Origin of the sequence: Nitrospira tepida (genome assembly GCF_947241125.1) — a bacterium.
GTDB classification, from domain to species: Bacteria; Nitrospirota; Nitrospiria; order Nitrospirales; family Nitrospiraceae; genus Nitrospira_G; species Nitrospira_G tepida.
Window position 1 is genome coordinate 3,200,608 of the sequence record NZ_OX365700.1, and the last position, 18,763, is coordinate 3,219,370.

General features: G+C 63.2%; 16 protein-coding genes. 5 read left to right on the forward strand and 11 right to left on the reverse strand.

From position 1 onward, the window contains the following. Positions 1-10 precede the first annotated feature (10 nt). The 11 genes from QWI75_RS15145 to bamA all read right to left on the reverse strand — a co-directional run bounded on the left by QWI75_RS15145 (position 11) and on the right by bamA (position 11,944). Positions 11-1,381, reverse strand: a complete 1,371-nt coding sequence (locus QWI75_RS15145; RefSeq protein WP_289269422.1) for a 3-deoxy-D-manno-octulosonic acid transferase — start codon at positions 1,379-1,381, stop codon at positions 11-13. A gap of 219 nt (positions 1,382-1,600) precedes the next feature. Beyond that, a complete protein-coding gene (locus QWI75_RS15150) occupies positions 1,601-2,095 on the reverse strand; it encodes a lysophospholipid acyltransferase family protein (RefSeq protein ID WP_289269423.1) in 495 nt (164 codons plus the stop codon). A gap of 81 nt (positions 2,096-2,176) precedes the next feature. Further along, entirely contained in the window at positions 2,177-3,916 is a 1,740-nt protein-coding gene (msbA, locus tag QWI75_RS15155; RefSeq protein WP_289269424.1) for a lipid A export permease/ATP-binding protein MsbA, read from the reverse strand. After that, the gene (gene lpxB, locus QWI75_RS15160; RefSeq protein ID WP_289269425.1) at positions 3,913-5,043 is read right to left on the reverse strand and encodes a lipid-A-disaccharide synthase; all 1,131 of its coding nucleotides are present in this window, start codon (positions 5,041-5,043) and stop codon (positions 3,913-3,915) included. Before lpxB ends, msbA begins: the two co-directional genes overlap by 4 nt. Positions 5,044-5,108: 65 nt before the next feature. Further along, a complete protein-coding gene (locus QWI75_RS15165) occupies positions 5,109-6,098 on the reverse strand; it encodes a Gfo/Idh/MocA family protein (RefSeq protein ID WP_289269426.1) in 990 nt (329 codons plus the stop codon). Between the two features lie 86 nt (positions 6,099-6,184). After that, positions 6,185-7,033, reverse strand: a complete 849-nt coding sequence (locus tag QWI75_RS15170) for an LpxI family protein (RefSeq protein WP_289269427.1) — start codon at positions 7,031-7,033, stop codon at positions 6,185-6,187. Between the two features lies 1 nt (position 7,034). Next, on the reverse strand, positions 7,035-7,841 hold the full coding sequence (gene lpxA / locus QWI75_RS15175) for an acyl-ACP--UDP-N-acetylglucosamine O-acyltransferase (RefSeq protein ID WP_289269428.1): 807 nt from the start codon (positions 7,839-7,841) through the stop codon (positions 7,035-7,037). An 85-nt stretch (positions 7,842-7,926) separates the two neighbouring features. Beyond that, positions 7,927-8,385 (reverse strand): 3-hydroxyacyl-ACP dehydratase FabZ, encoded by a 459-nt coding sequence (fabZ, locus tag QWI75_RS15180; protein WP_289269429.1) that lies wholly within the window; start codon positions 8,383-8,385, stop codon positions 7,927-7,929. Between the two features lie 65 nt (positions 8,386-8,450). After that, positions 8,451-9,029, reverse strand: a complete 579-nt coding sequence (locus QWI75_RS15185) for an OmpH/Skp family outer membrane protein (protein ID WP_289269430.1) — start codon at positions 9,027-9,029, stop codon at positions 8,451-8,453. 8 nt (positions 9,030-9,037) lie between these two features. Beyond that, positions 9,038-9,571, reverse strand: a complete 534-nt coding sequence (locus tag QWI75_RS15190) for an OmpH/Skp family outer membrane protein (RefSeq protein WP_289269431.1) — start codon at positions 9,569-9,571, stop codon at positions 9,038-9,040. Positions 9,572-9,646: 75 nt separating this feature from the next. Then, positions 9,647-11,944: an outer membrane protein assembly factor BamA gene (bamA, locus tag QWI75_RS15195; RefSeq protein WP_289269432.1), complete on the reverse strand. Its 2,298-nt coding sequence runs from the start codon at positions 11,942-11,944 to the stop codon at positions 9,647-9,649. A 362-nt stretch (positions 11,945-12,306) separates the two neighbouring features. On the opposite strand from bamA, the gene galU reads away from it, so the two are divergent. From galU to QWI75_RS15220, 5 genes are read left to right on the forward strand one after another with little or no spacing between them, the layout of a single operon-like run. Then, complete coding sequence (gene galU / locus QWI75_RS15200; protein ID WP_289269433.1) at positions 12,307-13,194, forward strand: UTP--glucose-1-phosphate uridylyltransferase GalU; 888 nt, start codon at positions 12,307-12,309, stop codon at positions 13,192-13,194. Between the two features lie 44 nt (positions 13,195-13,238). Next, positions 13,239-15,740 (forward strand): endopeptidase La, encoded by a 2,502-nt coding sequence (gene lon / locus QWI75_RS15205; RefSeq protein ID WP_289269434.1) that lies wholly within the window; start codon positions 13,239-13,241, stop codon positions 15,738-15,740. Between the two features lies 1 nt (position 15,741). After that, positions 15,742-16,785, forward strand: a complete 1,044-nt coding sequence (thiL, locus tag QWI75_RS15210; protein WP_289269435.1) for a thiamine-phosphate kinase — start codon at positions 15,742-15,744, stop codon at positions 16,783-16,785. An 18-nt stretch (positions 16,786-16,803) separates the two neighbouring features. After that, positions 16,804-17,295, forward strand: coding sequence for a DUF2062 domain-containing protein (locus QWI75_RS15215; RefSeq protein ID WP_289269436.1), 492 nt, complete (start codon positions 16,804-16,806; stop codon positions 17,293-17,295). A 25-nt stretch (positions 17,296-17,320) separates the two neighbouring features. Beyond that, positions 17,321-18,742, forward strand: a complete 1,422-nt coding sequence (locus tag QWI75_RS15220; protein WP_289269437.1) for an HD domain-containing protein — start codon at positions 17,321-17,323, stop codon at positions 18,740-18,742. Positions 18,743-18,763: the final 21 nt, after the last annotated feature.

Below are 18,763 nucleotides of genomic sequence, written 5' to 3' on the forward strand. Positions count from 1 at the left end.
CCACCGCTTTTTACCTCGAACCGTTTCCGGCATGGCCCGGGCAGGTCGGCGACGGCATCGCATCGCTCCATACAGGGCGACGGTCGAGAAAGCCCTCCATCGCGTTGAGGCTCCGTTCCAAGGCCCCCTGGTTCTCCTGGAGGGCGGACCGGGCCCGCTGCCCGACTCGATCCAGGTCAACGGGACTGTCCAACAACTGCCTGCAGACTTGAACCATCTGATCGACCGTCCGCACCCTGATCCCGCCGCCGGCCGATTCCAACAGCTCGGCAATCTCCTCGCAGTGGTCCGTGTGGGGCCCAAAGAGCACTGGTTTTCCCCAGGCGGCCGGTTCCAGCAGATTATGGCCTCCGACGGGAGCCAGGGTCCCGCCCACGAAGGTGATCGCGGCATAGTGATACACCGCTCCCAATTCGCCCCTCGTATCCAGCAGCAGCACCCAAGGTTCCGGGGCTCCCTGGAGGCCAGCCGCTTCCATGGCAAGCCGCGAACGCCGCATGGACGGCAAGCCCCGTTGTACAAGCATCCGTTCGATCTCCTCCGTCCGCTCGATGTGCCGCGGCGCCAGGATCAGGGCGAGCGGTCGTTCCTTGCGGATCTGTTCACAGGCCGAGATCAAAAGTTCTTCTTCGCCGGGATGCGTGCTGCCCGCCACCAACACCGGCGGATGCGACTGCCGGGAGATCCAGCCGATCAAGGGCGCGAGCCGGTCTTCTTGCAGGGAAACCGGCGGCTGATCGAACTTGAGGTTGCCCGTGCGCAGGACCCTTTCCGGATCCGCGCCCAAGGCGATGATCCGTTGCGCATCCCGGTCGGACTGCATCAGGCACAGTGACAGCCGGCGCAGGATGAACCGATAGATCTGCCGCACGACAGGCCATTGCTGCCTGATAAACGAGCGGGTCGAAATGCGCCCGTTCAACATGACGGTCGGCACCCCGCGCGCGGCGAGCGAAGTCAGGAGATTCGGCCACAGCTCGGTCTCGACGAACAGGTACAGGCCCGGCCGCAGATGGTCGATCAGCCTGGCCACGGCCCAGGGGTAGTCCAACGGCGCGTAACAATGGGACGCAATGCCGGCCAGCCGCTGCTCGACCGCTTCACGCCCGGTTTCGGTGATAGTCGAGACGATCAGCGGCCGGCCGGGATACCGGGCATGCAGCGATTTGACAAGCGGCGTCACCGCCACCACCTCCCCTAACGACACGGCATGGACCCAGATCACGGAGCCGGCCCCCGGCGTGCTCCCCGCCGGCAAGACCGGCAACTTCAACCCGAGGCGGAACGGCAACCCGCGGCGGCAGCGCCGTTTGGCCAGGAGGATCAGCAAGATGGCCGGCGAGGCCAACAGGAAGAGCATGTTGTACAACGCCACCAGCATGATGCCTCTCCCGCCTGTCCGATGAATTCCCTCGCTCAGGCAGCCCTTCCGCTCAGGCGCGCGGACGGCCGGAGACCATGGCATCGGCGCGGGCCGTCAACTCGTTCAACGCCGCTTCGAGTTCCCGCCGTTTGGCCTCCACCTCCGAATCTGAGGCATCGGGAGAAACCAGGATCGGCTGTCCCCAGAGAAAGAGCCCTCGGGAAAAGGGGAGAGGAATCAGAAAGCGATCCCAGCTCGCGCAGAGTTTTTTTTTGAGCAGCCGAAGGTCACCGGCACGATCGGGAGGCCGGTGGCCTTGGCCAGATGCACGACGCCCGGTTTGGCGACCTGGGCCGGTCCTTTCGGGCCGTCGGGCGTGACGCAGAGATCGCCGCCCTCTTCGCCGGCTCGAATCAGGCTGCGGAGCGCCGTCATCCCCCCGCGGGTGGTTGAGCCGCGCACGCTGTGAAACCCGAACCGGCCGATCAACCGGGCAATGATCTCGCCGTCCCGGTGCCGGCTGATCAACACATGGATCCGGCGCCCCCGATAGGCCAGCGGCATCATCAACTGCCGGCTGTGCCAAAAGGCGAAGATCATCCCCCGCCCGCCGGCGTAATATTCGCGCATGACCTCATCGCCGATTCGGTCCCACCGAATCAGCGCCCCGAGCAGCCGGATGATGAAGGCGCCGACAGGCGGCACGAGCGACAGTTTGATCCAGTTCACCATCTCGTTCAACGTGCGCCGTGATTCGTGACTCGCAAGACCTCGCCTCCCGAACATGCGCGGTGAACGAATACCGCTTCACGATCAGCGTATGACGTCGGCATCCTGGAATTGCATGCTGTGCAACCGGCGATAGGTGCCGTTATGGGCCAGAAGCTGCTCGTGCGTGCCCGATTCCACGATCCGGCCCCGGCTCATGACCACGATCCGGTCGGCCTTCTGGATCGTCGACAGCCGGTGGGCGATGACCAACGTCGTCCTGTTTTTCATGAGGTTCGAGAGCGCCAATTGAACCATTCGTTCAGATTCTGAATCCAGGGCCGACGTGGCTTCGTCCAGGATCAAAATGGGCGGGTCCTTCAGGATCGCGCGGGCGATGGCCAGGCGCTGGCGCTCCCCTCCCGACAGCTTGAGGCCTCGTTCCCCGACGATAGTCTGATACCCCTGCGGCAGCTTCGAGATGAACTCATGGGCGTGGGCGGCATGGGCCGCGCGCATCACCTCTTCTTCGGAGGCTCCGTCCCGGCTGTAGGCGATGTTGTTGCGGATCGTGTCGTCGAACAGCACCACTTCCTGCGAGACGATGCCGATCTGGCTCCTCAACGATCGCAACGTATAGGAGGCGATGTCCTGTCCGTTGATCAGGACCGTCCCGGAGGTCGGGGCGTAAAAACGGGGCACCAGGCTGATCAAGGTGGTTTTTCCGCTGCCGCTGCTTCCGACCAGGGCCACGACCTCCCCGGCCGCCACGTGCAGGTCGATCTCTTCCAGCGCGGCGATGGCATGGCCCGGATATCGAAAGGTGACCCGTCGGAACTCGATGGACTGGGGGCCCGGTTCCAGCGTCAACGTGCCCCGATCCACCTTGTGCTCGTCGTCAAGATCCAATACCATGAACACCCGCTCCGCCGCCGCGACCGCCTGTTGAATCGTGTTGTTGGCTCCGGAGAGCCGGCGGATCGGGGTATAGGCCATGAACATGGCGGTCAAGAACGAGAAGAATGATCCCGGCGTCATGTCTCCCTGGATGACCAGAAACCCGCCGTACCAGATGATCCCGGCAATGCCGATCACGCCGATCACCTCCATGTGCGAGGAGCCCAGGGACGACACCTGGATGGATTTCATCAGGTTTTCCAGCACCGCCCGGTTATGCGTTCGAAAGCGCTCGCGCTCCACCTGCTCCCGGTTGAAGGCTTTGACGACGCGGATGGCCCCCAAGGTCTCCTGAATCGTCGAGGCCATGTCCCCGATCCGTTCCTGGCCGAAGCTTGCGAGCTTGCGCAGCCGCCGCCCCATGCTGGTCATCGTATAGATCGAGAAGGGAATCACAAGCAGGGAGATCGTGGCCAGTTTCCAGTTTTGATAGAACACGACGCCGAGCATCACGACGAGCGTGAGTCCCTGCTGGAAGATGTCCTTGAGGACGCCGGACACCGCGTTCGACATCAGGATCACATCGTTGACGACGCGGGACACCAGCCGGCCGGAATTGTTGGCGTCGTGAAACGACACGGGTAATCGGACCATCTGCTCGAAGAGCTGCTGCCGGATATCGGTCACGACCCGGAAGCCGACATAGTTCATCAGATAGTTTTGCCCGTAGTTGAACAGGCCTTTCAGCACGGCCACCGCCAGGATGGCGAGCGGCAATACCATCAGCAGCGTCGAATCCTTGCTGATGAAAATCCCGTCCAAGACGGGACGAACCAGCCAGGCGTAGACGCCCGAAAGAGCCGCCACCATGGCCGCGCAGACGATCGCCCCCGCCAGCCTGATCCGGTACGAGCCCAGATATTTCAGCAACCGGAGGTACAGGGTCATGCCCGACACACCTTCAGAATCGCCTCGGCGGCGCGAGATGAGGCCCCGGGCTTGCCGAGGGATTCACGAACTTCGCGCAATGCCTCCTTCATCGCCATGGCCGCCTCCGGATCTCGCAAGAGCTTCATCGCCTCCTTGCTCACACGATCGGGGGTCGCTTCCTGTTGGATCAACTCGGGCACAACGCTCCGGCCCGCCACGATATTGACCAGGCCGATCCATTGTACAAGAATCTTGAGCCGGACGATCCAATAGGTCAGCCAGGCGGTCGTATAGAGGAGCACCATCGGGGTCCCGACGATCGCGGCCTGGAGCGTCGCGGTCCCGGACGCCACCAAGAGGACGTCCGCGCAGGCCATGACTTCACTCGCCTGATCCTTCACCACGGTCACCGGGACCTCCCGACCCTGAAGCTGCGAGGCCAGCAGCTCGTCGGAAACGGACCCGGCTTGAGCCAGGACGAACCGGGCCGACGGCTCCTGTTTGAGTATGAGGGTCGCGGCTTCAAGCAGGATCGGCAACAGCGAGCGAATCTCCGATTCGCGGCTTCCCGGCAGCAGGCCGATGACCGGGCCTCCTCCCTCCAGGCCGAACCGGTGCCGGAGCTCCAGTGGATTGTATGAAGGCGCCACCTGATCGAGCAAGGGATGGCCCACGAATTCGCAGGGGACACCGGCCTGCTGATACAGCGCCTGCTCGAACGGCAGGATGACCAGCATCTGATCGACCACCTGCCGAATCAGCGTGATCCGGCCCGGCGCCCAGGCCCAGATCTGCGGCGCGATGTAATAGACCACCCGCTGGCCCGCCGCCTTGGCGACGCGGGCGAGCCGGAGATTCAATCCCGGATGGTCGATGAAGACGACCGCGTCGAACCGGGTCCTGTTCAAGATGCCGGCAAGCCGTCGGTAGTTGTGGTAGGCGCCGAGGAGCACGGAAGGTCCTGGCAGGCCCATATGGTCCAGCCGCTTGAGTCCCGTGACCAGCTCGACGCCGGCCTCGGCCATGCGATGCCCGCCCACCCCGACCAATTCGGAATCGGGCCGCAACGCGCGCAGGGCCTTGGCCAGATTCGCGCCGTGCGCGTCGCCGGACGCTTCTCCTGTCACGATGAAGAGTCGAGACATGCGATCGGGGCCATCCGCGAGGCCATTCGATGGTTCGGACCCGTTCCTGACGAAGTTCCTCAGTCCTACGCGTCCGCTCCGCGCGACGCGCTGCCGGACGGAGATGCCTGCTGCTGACGGCGCAAGAACGAGTCGATCGCCTCCCGGACCTGATAGGCGAGGGCCAGCGCGGCGGTGCCCGCCTCTCCGGACACGGCGGCCGGCGCGCCGGTCATGACGGAGGCGAGAAACGACTGCAATTGAAGCTTGAGCGGTTCCTCATCGGAGCCGACGAGCTGTTCCATGTCGAGTTGGGGCTTCGCGCCCTGATCCGTCCGCCGCCGGTACACCACCGCATGCCTGGTCTGATAATCCACCGAGACATACCGGTCCCGTTGAAACACGCGCAGGCGCCGCATGCGGTTCATCGAGACGCGGCTCGACGTGAGGTTGGCCACGCACCCGCCGCCGAATTGAATGCGCGCATTCGCAATATCGACATGGGACGACAGCACCGGCACGCCGGCGGCGCGCACCTCTTCCACCGGGCCGGGATTGAAAGAGAGGACCATGTCGAGGTCGTGAATCATGAGATCGAGGATGACGTCCACATCGGTGCCCCGTTCTCCGAAGGAGCTGAGCCGGTGACACTCGATGAACGACGGGGCATCGATGTGGGGCCGCGCGGCGAGCATGACAGGATTGAACCGCTCGCTGTGACCGACCTGCAGGATGCAGCCGCGCTCCGCCGCAAGCCGTACCAACTCCCGGGCCTCTGCCAGGCGGGCCGCGATCGGCTTTTCGACCAAGACATGCCGGCCGCGGTCGAGGCAGCGTTTGGTCACCTCATAATGGGCGGTGGTGGGCACCGCGACGCTGACCGCCTGGACGGAGTCGATCAGCTCATCCAGCCGGGAGAAAACCAGGCCGCCGTGACGCTCCGCAATCAGTCGCGCCCGTTCCGGATCGGCATCGAACAGGCCGACCAGTTGCGACTCCGGGAGAGCGGCGTAGAGCCGCGCATGGTGCTGTCCCAGATGCCCGACCCCGATGACTCCAGTGCGTATCTTTGGCATAGACTCCGTTAATCGTGAAGCGTCAACCGTGAACCGTGAAGGCGAAGCTTGTCTTATAGAGTATCTTCTCGGTTAACGAATAACGTTTAACGATGAACGTCCCCGCGCAGTCCCACAATGGCGATACCCGCGCGGTTGGCCGCCTGGAGCATCTCTGCCCGGTCCAACAGCACGCTGCGCCCCGCTTCGAGCGCCAACACGTTCGCCTTGACCGACCGCATCACCTCGATGGTGCGCGGCCCCACGGCCGGAAGGTCGAAGCGCAGGTCCTGCTGCGGCTTGCTTCGCTTGACGACCACCGCCCCGCCCGCGGCCAGCTCGCCACCCCGTCGAATGGCCCCGTCCGTTCCCTCGACGGCTTCCACCGCCACGACAACACGGTCCTTAACCACCACGCATTGGCCGATGTCGAGGCGGCCGATGTCGCGCGCCACCTCCCAACCGTATCGAATGTCCTCCCATTCCTTGTCGGTCGGCTTCCGGCTGGAGAGGACGCCCTCCTCCACCAACACGCCTTCCAGGCCGAAGGTGGACTCCCGGATCATGATCCCTTCGCGCTCCAGCTCGGCGGCGAACTCGCGCAGGATGTCGTCGTCCCGCCAGATCGCCAGGCGGGCGGCCATGGCCAACGTGCGGAAGTCCGGCCGCACGGTCGTGAAGACGTGGGTCTTCTTCACTCCCCCGAGCATGACCGCTTCCGTCACGCCCTCGCTCTTCAACGCCTGAACCAGCTTGTTGAGTTGGCCGATTTTGATCCAGTGGATGCGATCGACATGGTCGGCCAGCTCCGGCTCCGTTTCGCCGACATGCGCGACCGCGTAGACCTGATAGCCCAACCGACGGGCGTTGTCGGCGAAGATCACCGGAAAGCGCCCGTTGCCGGCGATCAACCCGATGCGCCGCGCCTCGGTCGCGGACCCAGCCTCGCGGCTCATGTCACTCATCCGTTTCTTCGTCGCGCCCGACGGACGCGCAGAGCCCGCGCTTCGTGCCGTCCACGAAGTCCGTCATCTCCATCACGTGTTTGTGGTTCGCGAATTCCTTGCGCGCGAGCTTGACGGATTCGGCCAACCGGTGGCCGGACCGGAACAGCAGATCATAGGCCCGCTTGAGCACGGCCAGTTGGTCGTTGGTAAACCCCTGCCGCTTGAGCCCGATGTAGTTGATGCCGTACATGCGGGCCCGGTATCCGCCCGCCGCTCTCGTGAAGGGGGCGACATCCTGCGTGAGGCCGCAACAGCCTCCGACCATCGCATAGGCCCCCACGCGGACGAATTGATGGATGCCGGTCAAGCCGCCGATGATCGCATGATCGCCGATCGTGATGTGCCCGGCCAGATTGGCGCAGTTCGCCATGATCAGGTGATTGCCGAGATGGCAATCGTGGGCCACGTGCACGTAGGCCATCAGGAAGTTGTGGTGTCCGAGCCTGGTCACCCCGCCGCCCTGCACCGTGGCGCGGTTCACGGTCACGTACTCCCGCAGGATATTATCGTTGCCGATGACCACCTTGGTGGGCTCCCCCTTGTAGTGGAGGTGCTGGGGCGGGCCTCCGACCGAGGCGAACGGATACAGGTGGCATCGCTCGCCGATCTCCGTCCACCCGTCCACGGACACGTGCGACACGAGTTTCGTGCCTCGTCCGATGCTGACATGTTCGCCGACGACGCAATAGGGGCCGATGACGACATCGTCCGCCAGTTCGGCCTTCGGGTGCACAACCGCCGTTGGATGAATCTCCACTCGCGTTCCTCCCGTTAATCGTTACCCGTCGTTCGTTCACCGTCTTGTTTGCGCCAATCTTGCATATTACGTTTCACGTTCACGATTAACGATTCACGTCTTCCGCTTTTTCGTCCGTCACCATCGCCGTAATTTCCGCTTCACAGACGAGATTGGTCTCCACGAACGCGCGTCCCTGCATCTTCCAAAACGGCTGGCGGCGCTTGATCACGTCAATCTCGAACCGCAACTGGTCCCCGGGAATCACCGGCCTCCGAAATTTGGCCTGATCGACCCCCGTCAAATAGACGACCGGCTTGCCCGTCGCCGGCGCCGACTTGAAGGCCAGCACGCCGCCGACCTGAGCCATGGCCTCCAGGATCAGAACGCCCGGCATGATGGGGCGGCCTGGGAAATGGCCCTGGAAGAAGGGCTCGTTGGCGGTCACGTTTTTGATGCCGACGATGCGCTGCCCCGACTCCCATTCCCTGATCCGATCGACCAGCAGGAATGGATAGCGATGTGGCAACAACTGCAGGATGTCACCGATGTCCAGCTCCGGCATGGATCTCGCCCCTCCTCCGTCGCAACGCCTGGGCCGCATCGCGGCCCGGCGCCTGCCGCTCGTGGCTACGGCTTGAATTGACGGTCAAACTCCTTGATGACCTCATCCGTGATATCGACCGACCGATTGGCGTAAATGACGATTTTCACGCTGGCTTCCGTGCCCGTATCCAGGACGGCGGCAAACCCGCGGCGCTGCGCCACTTTCAGCGCCGCCTCGGAGATCTTTTTCGAATACTGCTCGAACAGCTCTTTCTGCTTCTGCTGGATCTCCCGGTTGAAATCCTGCACGCGGCGTTGGTACGCATCCAGCTTCGCGCGAAAGAGGTTTTGTTTCTCCTGTTTCTGCTCGTCCTTTAAGGTTCCGTCCTGCAGGACTTTCTCCAATTCCTTGAGCTCCTCCTCGTCCGAGCTGACGATTTTCTGTCTGGTTGCGGAGAAGGTCTTCAGCTCCTCGATCGCGCGCTGCCCGGTCTTGGATTTATCCATGACGGTCTGCTGATTGACGACGGCGACCGAAAACGACTCCGCCCCCATGGCGCCGGCCGTCCAACACAGCATCGCCCCGACGACCGCGAGCACGCCCGCTCCCGCCGCCACCCACTTCCGCCGAACAAGCCCATGGGATGATTGGTCCGCTGTCATCGTCGCCCCTATTCCTTGTTCAATTCGTCGATCACCCGATTGGAGAGATCCAACGTGCTGTCGCTGTAGACCGTCGGCCCTCCGCGGCCCCGTTCCAGCACCAGCAGGAGGTTCAACTGCTTCGCCAGGTTCGAGACCACGCGCTCCATCTTCTCGTGAAACCCGTCCAGCACTTCCTTCTGTTTCTCCTGCACTTCGCGATTCAACTCCGCGGCCTTCTGCTGGTACTCGGCCATCCGGCGCCGGAACTGCTCTTCGCGCTCGCGCTTGGCGTTGGCGCTGAGGACGCTCCCCTGCTTGACGAAGTCCTCCTCCATGCGCCGGAGTTCCCGCTCTTCCAGCTCAATGAGCGCCTGCCGGTTCTTGGTGAAGGTCGCCATGGTGTCTTTGGCTTTCTTGCCGGGATTGCTCTCGTTGAGTACCCGTTGCGCATCGATCACGCCGATGCGCAGGTCCGACTGCGCGGGCGCCGCCGCGCACCCGGCCAACAACAAGAGGGCTCCGACCGGCCACAGCCGCCGCATTCCGCCTCGAGACGTCATGTTTCCCACCATACGCAGCAGAGTCGGCAGCCGGGGCGCCGGTTCACGCGGGCGGAGACCGCCCGACCGTTTGCTCTAGAACAACGATCCGACCGTAAATTCGAACACGCCCTTCCGCTCGTTCGGGTTGGGGTCCAAATTGATCCCGTAGGCCGCCCGGAGGGGACCGAAGGGAGAAATCCACCGGACTTCCAACCCGGCCGAACTCCGCAAATTGAAATTGACCGGCTCATTCTCATCGAACCCCTTTCCGTAATCGAAGAAGATCACGCCGTTCAGCTTGGCCTCGGTCGAGATCGGGAAGATGAAGTCGAAGTTGAAGATGAGCTCCTTCGCCGCGCCGAGCAGGGAGCCGCTCGGCGTCACCGGTCCCGCCCGGCCGAAGACGAATCCGCGCATGGTGTTGATGCCGCCGACGAAAAACCGCTCGGTCAGCGGGATCGGCTTCCCGTGCCGTCCTTCGACCACTCCATACCGTCCACGCACGGCGAACCGCGTGTCGAAGAACAGCGGGGTATATTTGATGACGTCGAAATAGTATTTGTAAAAATCGTTGGACCCGCCGAGATAGGGGGTACCGAGGTCGAATCCCACGGCCGTCCGGAGACCCGTCCGAGGGTCCAGATAGTAATCCCGCGTGTCCCGCGACAGGAGCGTTCGAAAACCCGTCGTGGTCTGCCGTCCAAGCTGCTGGGTGATGAACTCGGGCGCGTCGATGGTCGCGTCCCGGTAGTTGAGCTGCTCGGCGAACGGCGTGATGCTCCCGAAGATATACTCGGAGAACCACCGGCCGAACGTCCCGCTCACCCCCTGCTTTTCCTCGAAGTACGTCAGATAATTCGTAAACGTGCTGTAGATGTCGAGCTGCATCGACGTGAGCGAATCGTTGACGTAGGGGTTGCGGAAGCTGATCAAGCCGAGGCTTCGGCGCTGGCCGAGCTGTCCCCGGATCCGGCCCAAATAGCCATACCCGCCCAGGTTGCCCTCCGTAATGTCGGCGACCGCCACCAGCTTGTCCAACGTGCTGAAGCCGCCGCCGATGCTGAACATGCCGGTGGATTTTTCCTTGACCTTGACGTCCAGATCGACCTTGTCGCTCTCCACCTGTTTGGGGAGAATTTCGACGGTTTCGAAGAAATTCAAATTGTTCAGCCGCTGGAAGCTCCGTTTCAAGGACACGGTGTCGATCACGTCGGACTCGTTCACGCGCAATTCCCGCCGGATGACGTTGTCCCGCGTCTTGTCGTTGCCCGAGATTCGGATCTGCCGGATGCGGGTAAGCTCGCCCTCCTTGATGTTGAAAATGATGGAGGCGGTCTTGTCGTCCTGGTTGGGCGTTACGTTCGGATTCACGTCGGTGAACGCGTAGCCCTTGGCGCCGTATTTGTCCGTCAAGCGGGTGACCTCGTCGCGGATCTTGGCGCGCTGAAAGATCTCGCCTTCGTAGATCTTCATGCCCTCGCGGAGCTCCGGCTCCTCGAACACCGTGTTGCCGCGGAAGCCCACCTGGCTGACGGTGAACGGCTCCCCTTCGACAATGGCGAAGGTCACGATGAACCACTTTCGGTCCTCCGTCAATTCGATCGTCGGCAACCCCACCTGCATATTGAGGTAGCCCTTGTTCATATAGACTTCCCGGATCCGCTCGAGATCGTTCGGCACTTCCTCCCGTTTGAGCAGGCCGGCGTCGGAGAACACCGAGGGAATCGTGAACCGGGTCAAGAGCGCATACCACGGCACCCATTCCCGGGTCGCCATGACGGACAACAGCTCCTTCTTCGTGACCGACTTCATCCCCTCGAAATTCACGGTCTTGATCCGGGCGCGCTCGCCTTCGCGGATATAGAAAGTCAGCCGCTTGCGGTCCTCATCCAGCGTCTGAATGATCGGCACGACCTCGACGTTGTAATATCCGTCCTCCTGATAGGCGCCTCGGATCTTCTCCGCGCTTTCCTTGACCAGTTGCGGATCAAGAAAGGTCTGGCCGCGGATGGTGATTTTCTCCTTGAGCTTGTCCTCGCTGAGTTCCTCGTTGCCGTCGAACAGGATCTCCGTGATGAAGGGCTTCTCCTTGACGATGAAGGACACCGCCATGCCGTCCGGCACCGCTTCGACTTCCGATTGGACGTCCTCGAAGAAGCCGGTCTCATAAAGCAGACGCATCTGCTTCCGCACCGCGTCGGGCGTGTAAGGATCCCCGGCCTTGAGCGTCAGGCGGCCCTGGATGGCCGACGTTTCAATCCGGCTGTTGCCTCGAATGACGACGGACGTGACCTTCTGGACGGCCTCCTGCGCGGCCGCCACGACCGCGAGACCCGCCATCAACAGCCCGATCAGCCCTATCCAAAGCAAGGCAAGACGTGCGCGAATCACTCACCGGTGCCCTTCGTAGGCGCCCCACTGGTCCACCAGACTTGATCTGCAAGTCTCGCCGCGCGGCGGCGCGAGAGCCTTGTGCCACTTCCTCCACCGCCTGTCGCAGGGGATTCTTTCGACTTACAGGCTGCCGAGGCCCATCTGAACCGGTCCGTTCCGCCGTCGGACCGGACCGAAAGGAGGAGTGTCGAAGAAAATCGACGAATTATAATTTTCGCTGCGGACAATGTAAAGCGAGTTTCCTCGCCCACGGCGCGGCCCGCGTCCGCGCGAAGCGGTCACTTCCTTGACTTCGCGTACCCCATCACATACTATCCAGAATGTCCGCCGGTTTCTCATCTCGGCCATCTCAATACCCCATGAAGGTTCGCAAAGCCGTATTCCCAGCCGCGGGGTTGGGCACCCGCTTTCTCCCCGCCACCAAGGCCTCTCCCAAGGAGATGCTGTCGCTTGTCGACAAGCCGTTGATTCAATATGCCGTGGAGGAGGCCGTCGCCTCCGGCATTGAAGACATCATCATCATCACCGGCCGGGGGAAGCGGGCGATCGAGGACCATTTCGACCGGTCGTTCGAGTTGGAAGAAAACCTGCGCTCCAACGGCAAGCTCGATCTGCTCAAGGAAGTCGAGGGCATCTCCCAGCTCGCAAATTTTTGTTACGTCCGCCAGCCGGAGGCCCGCGGGTTGGGCCATGCCGTGCTCTGCGCGCAACATCTGATCGGCGACGAGCCGTTCGCGGTGATACTGGGCGACGAGATCATCGACGCGCCGGTCCCCGGATTGGCGCAGCTGATCGAGGTCTATCACAGCAAGAAGGGCGGGGTCGTCGGCGTCCAGGAAGTCCCGGACAGCGAGGTCAACCGGTATGGGATCATCAAGCCTAAGGCGCTCAAGCCCGGCCTGTTCCGGGTGGAGTCGATCGTGGAAAAGCCGGCCCGCGTGGATGCGCCCTCGAACTATGCGGTGATCGGGCGCTACGTGCTCCCGCCGTCCATCTTTCCCATCTTGCGGGACACCAAGCCGGGCAAGAACGGCGAGATCCAGTTGACGGACGCACTCCGGACCCTCGCCGTCCACTCGCCGATGTACGCCGTCGAGGTCAAGGGGTCCCGCCACGACGCGGGCGACAAACTCGGCTTTTTGGTCGCCACGGTCGAATTCGCCCTGCGCAACCCGCGCCTCGGACCGGCCTTCAGCGAATATCTAAAAGAACTCAAGCCGCGCCTCGGCAAGACCCCGCATCACTGAGGAGCGACACAGGACCGGGCACTGCCCGTGCGAGAGGACTGTTGATGAACGAGCCAGCGTCCAACGATCAGCCGGTTGAATCCGTCTCCAGCGCCGACGTGCCAGACCAGCTTCCGCTCCTGCCGGTCCGGGACATCGTCGTCTTCCCTTACATGGTGCTGCCGCTCTTCGTCGGCCGCGAAATGTCGATCAAGGCCATCGAAGCGGCGCTGGCCGGCAACCGGATGATCTTCCTCGCGACCCAGAAGGCGCTGGACGTGGAGAATCCCACGCCCGACGACATCCACAGGATCGGCACCGTCGGCATCATCATGCGCATGCTGAAGCTCCCCGACGAGCGCATCAAGATCCTCGTGCAGGGGATCGTGAAGGCACGGGTCGTTGATTACATCCAGCAGGACCCCTATTTCTCCGTGAGAATCGAAAAGGTCGTGGAGAACAAGGCCGTCGCCCCGACCCTGGAGAGCGAAGCCTTGATGCGGACCGTCAAGGAACAAGTCGAGCGACTGGTCAGCCTGGGGAAGGTGCTCATCCCGGACGTCATGGTCGTCATTGAGAACCTGGAGGACCCCGGCCGCCTGGCCGATATGGTCGTCTCCAACCTCGGCCTCAAGGTAGACATCACCCAGAGCGTGCTGGAGATCCTGGACCCGCTGGGACGGCTCAAGCAGGCCAGCGAAATTCTCTCCAAAGAGATCGACGTCCTGTCGATGCAGCAGAAGATCCAGGCGCAGGCCAAGGGCGAGATGGACAAGACCCAGCGCGAGTACTTTCTCCGGGAGCAGCTCAAGGCCATCCAGAAGGAGCTGGGCGAGCTCGACGAACGGTCCGAGGAGATCGCCGAGTTCCGGAAGCGCGTCAAGGACGCCAAGATGCCGGAGAAGGTTCTGAAGGAGGTCGAGAAGCAGCTCAAACGCCTGGAGAAGATGCATCCGGACACGGCGGAATCCGCCACCGTGCGCACCTATCTGGAATGGATGGTGGAGCTGCCCTGGAGCAAGAAATCCAAGGACAACCTCGACATCAAGGCCGCCGCCAAGGTGCTGAACGAGGACCACTACGACCTGGAAAAGGTCAAGGAGCGGATTCTCGAATACCTGGCGGTGCGCAAGCTCAAAGACAAGATGAAGGGGCCCATCCTCTGCTTTGCCGGTCCTCCGGGCGTCGGCAAGACCTCGCTGGGCAAATCCATCGCGCGGGCGCTCGGGCGCGAGTTCGTCCGGATCAGCCTGGGCGGCGTCCGCGACGAGGCCGAAATCCGAGGCCACCGCCGGACCTACGTCGGGGCGTTGCCGGGCCGGATCATCCAGGGCATCAAGCAGGCCGGCACCAACAACCCGGTGTTCATGCTCGACGAGGTGGACAAGGTCGGGATGGACTTCCGCGGAGACCCCTCGGCGGCCCTGTTGGAGGTCCTGGATCCGGAGCAGAACCACGCCTTCAGCGATCACTATCTGGGCGTGCCGTTCGATCTGACCGACGTGATGTTCATCGCGACCGCGAACTTGATGGACCCGATCCTGCCCGCCTTGCGCGACCGCATGGAGATCATCGAGATTCCCGGCTATACGGAAGAGGAGAAGCTCGGCATCGCCTTGCGATACATCGTCCCGCGCCAGCTCACCGAGCACGGGATCTCGGAGAAACACATTCAAATCGGAGAAGCCGCCCTGCGCCAAATCATCTCCCACTACACGCGCGAGGCCGGCGTCCGCAACCTCGAACGGGAAGTGGCCAACGTGATGCGGAAGGTGGCCAAGAAGGTGGCGGAAGGGAAGGGGCAGTGTCAGACCATTACGCCCGCGAACCTGCACAAATACCTGGGCGTGCCCAAGTTCGTGCCGGACCCCGAGCAGGAAAAGGACGAGGTCGGCGTGGCGACCGGGCTGGCCTGGACCGAGACCGGCGGCGACGTGCTCTACATCGAAGCGACCGCGATGAAGGGGAAGGGGCACCTGACCCTCACGGGACAGTTGGGCGACGTCATGAAGGAATCGGCGCAGGCGGCGTTGAGCTACGTCCGGTCTCGGGCCAAGCTGCTGGGGATCAATCCGGACGTGTTCGCGAAGACCGATCTGCACATTCACGTGCCGGCCGGCGCCATTCCGAAAGACGGCCCGTCGGCCGGCATCACGATGGCCACCGCCATCGCCTCCACGCTCGCGAATCTCCAGGCCCGCCGCGACGTGGCCATGACCGGCGAAGTGACACTACGCGGACGCGTCCTGCCGATCGGAGGATTGAAAGAAAAAATTCTGGCCGCCAAGCGGGCCCACATCACCACCGTGATCCTGCCGAAACGAAACAAGAAGGATCTGGACGAGATTCCCAAGCACCTGTTGAAGGGCTTGCAATTCGTGTTTGCCGAGACGATGGACGACGTGATCAAGGCCGGGTTGAGGCGCCTGCCCGTCTCCCTGACGCGGGGCAACGGGGCGCATCACACCCGCGCCCAGAAATCCACCCGTAAACCGGTCCGCCAGGCGGTCCCGGCGCCGCGGCGACCGAGCCGGCCGGCGCCGAGCATCCACCCAGTCCACCTGTAACATGCCGGCTCGCCGGAGGCAGCAGGGACCTCGACGGCTCGAAGAGTTCGCGTTCATCAATCTGATCAAACGCCGGTTCGGTCGCGTCCCCCGCCGTGTCGCTATGGGCATCGGAGACGACGCCGCCGTGGTGCGGGGCCCATCGACGCGGGATTGGGTCGTCACGACGGACCTGCTCGCCGAGGACGTTCATTTTTCTCTCGACACGACCTCGTTCGACGATCTCGGATACAAGGCCGCGGCCGCCAACCTGAGCGACATCGCCGCCATGGGAGGTTCGCCGACCTACCTCCTGATCGCGCTGGCCATTCCCACAACCCTGTCCCAATCGGACCTTTCGCGCTTGTACCAGGGTCTCCATCGGGCCTGCCGCCCGCACCATGTGGCACTGATCGGCGGGGATACCTCCTCTTCCCGCGCCGGCCTGTTCCTCACCATCACCCTCATCGGGGAGATTGCCCGAGGCCGCGCTGTCCTTCGATCCGGAGCCAGGCCGGGAGACCTCCTGTACGTCAGCGGCACCTTGGGGGAGTCGCAGGCCGGTTTGATGTTGCTAGGGAAGGCCCTCACGCGCGGGATTCGGCGAGGCCTCGCGCCGGCCGACCGGGCTCGCTTGATCGGCCGGCACCGGCGCCCGACTCCTCGCGTGGCACTCGGAGAGGCGCTCGCGTCGCGACGGCTGGCGACCGCCATGATCGACCTCTCCGACGGCCTGTCCGGAGACCTCGCCCATCTCTGCGAGGAAAGCCGCGTCGGCGCCCTGCTGGATCGTTCGGCCCTGCCTCTTTCACCTGCCCTGAGGAGATTTGCCGCGCTGGCCGGCTCTTCTGCCGAGTCTCTGGCGCTTCAGGGAGGCGAGGACTATGAGCTGTTATTCACCCTGTCTCCCCGGCATGAAGCCGCGGTGCAGCGTCTCGGCCGGCAACTTCGCGTGCCCGTCACCAACATCGGCCGCATGATGCCAGCCCGCTTCGGCATGAAGGAGCGGGATCGCCACGGCAGCCTGAAGGACCTGGCCGTCACCAGTTATCGACATTTCACCTGAGCCAGCTCCACGCGACCGATGCGTTCCTCGTCTCGACTTCGCAGCCTGTTGCGCCAGCTCCTCCACTTGCAGGAGTCTCCCCACAGGACCGCGCTTGCGTTCGCCCTCGGCGTCTTTTTCACCTTCTCGCCCCCCTATGGACTCCATATGATGATGGCCGTGTTCTGCGCCTGGGCCTTCCGGCTGAACTTTGTCGCGCTGCTGGCGGGCCTCTGCGTCAATACCCCCTGGACGATCGTGGCCGTCCTTGGCGGGACGCTCTGGCTGGGCTGCCTCCTGCTCGGCGTCCCCTTTCCGACCTCGCTCGATTGGGGCGATACCAGCCCATCGGCGATTTTCAATCAGGTGAAGCCCTATCTCCTGCCCTTCATCGTCGGCGGGACGGTCCTCAGCCTGGCCGCAGGACTGCTCGCCTATCCGATCGCCTATTGGCTGATCACGCGCTATCGGGAACGAGCGGGCGGCGAGGTGCGGGAGGCCCCGTTGCCGCCTTCCAGAGGCCTCGGGTAAGATGCGGACGATCCCGCACAGACGCATGACGCCCTCGAACGACGCCGCGGCCAAGCCCTACGACGGATGCGCGCTCATCGCCGATCCGATCCATGACTATGTCTTCTTCACCGTGCCGCTGGATTCGCCCGACGCCTCCGAGCGGACGGAGAAGGACTTGATCGACTCGGCCTGGGTCCAGCGCCTCCGGTATATCTATCAGCTCCAAAGCGCCCGGTGGGTCTACCCCTCGGCCGAACATAGCCGGTTTGTCCACTCGGTCGGCACGATGCACGTGGCCGGACGATTCGCCCGGCACCTCCATCCCTTTCTCAAAGAGGCGGCCCCGGACTGTCCGTCCATCAACTTTGTAGAGGAGTTTCTGCGGGTGACCGCCCTGGTGCATGACATCGGCCACGGCCCCTTCTGCCATTTCTTCGACGACAACTTCCTCGCGGCCTACCATCTCACGCACGAACGGATCGGCCAGATCATCATTCGCGACCATCTCGGCCCGACGATCAGAAAGATCCGCCGCAGCCCGAGCGGCCCCTTCGCCAAGGGCGAGGAACTGGACCCGGCGCAGATCGCCCACATCATCCTGAAGGAGAAGGGGAAGGACAACTCCCGGCTCCCTCGATGGTTGACATACCTCCAGCCGGTCATCTCGGGCAGTTATACGGCCGACAATCTCGATTACGTCCTGCGGGATTCCTACATGTGCGGGGTGGCGGTCGGCCCCGTGGATCTGGACCGTCTGATCCACTACACGATGCTGACCAAACAGGGGTTCACCATCCATAAGACGGGCCTCCCCGCGCTTCAGATGTTCCTCACCACGCGCATGTACCTGTACTCGAACGTCTACTACCATCGCACCACCAGGGCGATCGACATCCACCTCCGCGATATCTTCGGCGACAGCATGAGGCTCTTGTTTCCCTACGATCCGCGGCGCCGTATGGACCGCTACCTCGATCTGACCGATTGGTCGCTCCTCGAAGAAGTCCGCACCTGGCGGTCCTCGCGCCATCGGAACCGGCGCCGGCTCGCGGCGGAATGGGCGAGAATTCTAGGGCGCGATGTGAAGTGGAAAATGGCCTACAGCACGGTGCTCAAGGAGAAGGGGCAGGAGCGAGGGCTCGACTTCCCCAGCCATACGCACTTCGAGCAGTTGATCACAAAGGAGCTTCCCGCCTCCCGACAGCGGATCGCCTTTCGCGTCGACATGGCTCCGCTGGATCCCCGCCCGGATCCGAAAGACCTGAGCAGCAAGCCGCTGTTCGTCTACGACCCCGGGACCAAAGGGGTCTCTCGGGAGCCGTTGGAGGAATTTCTCGATCTCCTGCCCACCAGGCTGGTCCAGTTCCGCATTTACGCGCTTGATCACGAGCACGACGCGGACCTCTCACGGGCCGCCGCTTCCGTGCTTAATCGGACCCCCTCCAGCAGCCCCACCAACGTCTAGCCGGCTCCGGAAACCCGTCTT

What these genes read in the sequence shown, in the direction of transcription:
- thiL (WP_289269435.1), top strand. Translation starts at nt 15,742, where the DNA reads ATGCCGGCTCGCCGGAGGCAGCAGGGACCTCGACGGCTCGAAGAGTTC.
- QWI75_RS15150 (WP_289269423.1), bottom strand. Translation starts at nt 2,095, where the DNA reads ATGGTGAACTGGATCAAACTGTCGCTCGTGCCGCCTGTCGGCGCCTTC.
- QWI75_RS15190 (WP_289269431.1), bottom strand. Translation starts at nt 9,571, where the DNA reads ATGACGTCTCGAGGCGGAATGCGGCGGCTGTGGCCGGTCGGAGCCCTC.
- QWI75_RS15165 (WP_289269426.1), bottom strand. Translation starts at nt 6,098, where the DNA reads ATGCCAAAGATACGCACTGGAGTCATCGGGGTCGGGCATCTGGGACAG.
- QWI75_RS15220 (WP_289269437.1), top strand. Translation starts at nt 17,321, where the DNA reads ATGACGCCCTCGAACGACGCCGCGGCCAAGCCCTACGACGGATGCGCG.
- lon (WP_289269434.1), top strand. Translation starts at nt 13,239, where the DNA reads ATGAACGAGCCAGCGTCCAACGATCAGCCGGTTGAATCCGTCTCCAGC.
- QWI75_RS15170 (WP_289269427.1), bottom strand. Translation starts at nt 7,033, where the DNA reads ATGAGCCGCGAGGCTGGGTCCGCGACCGAGGCGCGGCGCATCGGGTTG.
- lpxB (WP_289269425.1), bottom strand. Translation starts at nt 5,043, where the DNA reads ATGTCTCGACTCTTCATCGTGACAGGAGAAGCGTCCGGCGACGCGCAC.
- QWI75_RS15215 (WP_289269436.1), top strand. Translation starts at nt 16,804, where the DNA reads ATGCGTTCCTCGTCTCGACTTCGCAGCCTGTTGCGCCAGCTCCTCCAC.
- fabZ (WP_289269429.1), bottom strand. Translation starts at nt 8,385, where the DNA reads ATGCCGGAGCTGGACATCGGTGACATCCTGCAGTTGTTGCCACATCGC.
- galU (WP_289269433.1), top strand. Translation starts at nt 12,307, where the DNA reads ATGAAGGTTCGCAAAGCCGTATTCCCAGCCGCGGGGTTGGGCACCCGC.
- msbA (WP_289269424.1), bottom strand. Translation starts at nt 3,916, where the DNA reads ATGACCCTGTACCTCCGGTTGCTGAAATATCTGGGCTCGTACCGGATC.
- QWI75_RS15185 (WP_289269430.1), bottom strand. Translation starts at nt 9,029, where the DNA reads ATGACAGCGGACCAATCATCCCATGGGCTTGTTCGGCGGAAGTGGGTG.
- QWI75_RS15145 (WP_289269422.1), bottom strand. Translation starts at nt 1,381, where the DNA reads ATGCTGGTGGCGTTGTACAACATGCTCTTCCTGTTGGCCTCGCCGGCC.